At 49.7% G+C, this 1,041-nt stretch carries 5 protein-coding genes; all 5 read right to left on the bottom strand.

What is annotated here, in order from left to right; all coding sequences use genetic code 11:
* A partial coding sequence (locus PPOP_RS21325; protein WP_006284058.1) for an N-acetylmuramoyl-L-alanine amidase occupies positions 1–79 on the bottom strand: 79 nt, incomplete at its 3' end.
* Positions 76–348: a phage holin family protein gene (locus PPOP_RS18155; RefSeq protein WP_006288130.1), complete on the bottom strand. Its 273-nt coding sequence runs from the start codon at positions 346–348 to the stop codon at positions 76–78. The genes PPOP_RS21325 and PPOP_RS18155, both read right to left, overlap by 4 nt.
* Before the next feature lie 20 nt (positions 349–368).
* Entirely contained in the window at positions 369–617 is a 249-nt protein-coding gene (locus PPOP_RS18150; RefSeq protein WP_006288129.1) for a hemolysin XhlA family protein, read from the bottom strand.
* A 76-nt stretch (positions 618–693) separates the two neighbouring features.
* Positions 694–840, bottom strand: coding sequence for an XkdX family protein (locus PPOP_RS18145; RefSeq protein WP_006288128.1), 147 nt, complete (start codon positions 838–840; stop codon positions 694–696).
* Positions 837–1,041: hypothetical protein (locus tag PPOP_RS18140; protein ID WP_042229962.1), on the bottom strand; the 205-nt coding region annotated here is incomplete at its 5' end. The genes PPOP_RS18140 and PPOP_RS18145, both read right to left, overlap by 4 nt.

Genomic DNA, 1,041 nt, shown 5'->3' with positions numbered 1-1,041 from the left:
TATCTTTTTCGACGACACCGTTTCCACTTGCTCCCGGGTCTTTACCGCCATGTCCTGCATCAATCCATACTTTTTTCATTTGTTATTTCCACCTTTCGTTATTGTTTGCTTAAATACTTGGTGCCCAAATACAGCGACGGCGCCGCACAACACGCCCTGGATAATCGACGATGGGCCTAATCCCAACGTCCAGACGGCCAAAAGCACAGCGGCTGCCGTCACGATGTAGACAATAGTCCAGTCCGGCACCCGCGGTGTCTGCTTGAGCATGTACCCAAGCGCCCAGCAGGCGGCTACAACGACAAACAAGACCGGATCAATCATGTTAAAAATCATGCTCCATTCCATAGATAAGTCCCTCCTATTATTTATTTCAGGCCGCCGGAGATAATAAATCCAGCCATCGCCAAAACAAAGGCCCCGGCGATTGTGCGCCAGAGCCATTTTTGGTTATCCTCTATTTTGTCGAGTCTATGGTGCGCCGACTTCGCGGACTGTAGTGCCGCCGTGGCCGTCTCGTTGGCTAGGATGGCCCTGTCCAACTTTTCATCCATATTGTCTACCATCGTCTCCACCCGCGTTATCCGCTGGAGCATCTCTGTTTGCACGCCATCCATCGCGCTTACCTCCAATTAAATAGCCCCCTGGGTATCCAAAGGGCATAAAAGTAGCGCCTGCTCTATGGCATGGCGCTTATTCTTTCGGATATTCCTGGCCAGTAATATTTTCATACTCTTCCGGCGTGATTTCGCCGAATCGATTGGCTTTTGTTTTTACGGCTCCGCATAATCCCTCCGCGTCGATCCACCGGCGTTCAAAAGCAAGTTTCCAGAAATTCATTTAGACTTCCCTCCCTTCAGCGCGATAATTTCAAGTTTGGCCTTGGTCAACTCGGTGCCTAAACCATCAATGACGCTCTGCTGCTGGATATTTTTTAGCTTCATCTGCGCCTGTGACGGCTCGTGCTTTATATAGCTATCAATAACGATGCGTTCATCAATTGGGGCTGTCTTCGGTTTTGAGACGTCGATGTGGTACAAA

It is taken from the genome of Paenibacillus popilliae ATCC 14706 (assembly GCF_000315235.1).
In the GTDB taxonomy this organism is placed as follows: Bacteria; Bacillota; Bacilli; order Paenibacillales; family Paenibacillaceae; genus Paenibacillus_B; species Paenibacillus_B popilliae.
Note: the sequence above shows the minus strand (reverse complement) of the source record. Positions and strands in the feature narration are given on the sequence as shown.

What these genes read in the sequence shown, in the direction of transcription:
- PPOP_RS18155 (WP_006288130.1), bottom strand. Translation starts at nt 348, where the DNA reads ATGGAATGGAGCATGATTTTTAACATGATTGATCCGGTCTTGTTTGTC.
- PPOP_RS18150 (WP_006288129.1), bottom strand. Translation starts at nt 617, where the DNA reads ATGGATGGCGTGCAAACAGAGATGCTCCAGCGGATAACGCGGGTGGAG.
- PPOP_RS18145 (WP_006288128.1), bottom strand. Translation starts at nt 840, where the DNA reads ATGAATTTCTGGAAACTTGCTTTTGAACGCCGGTGGATCGACGCGGAG.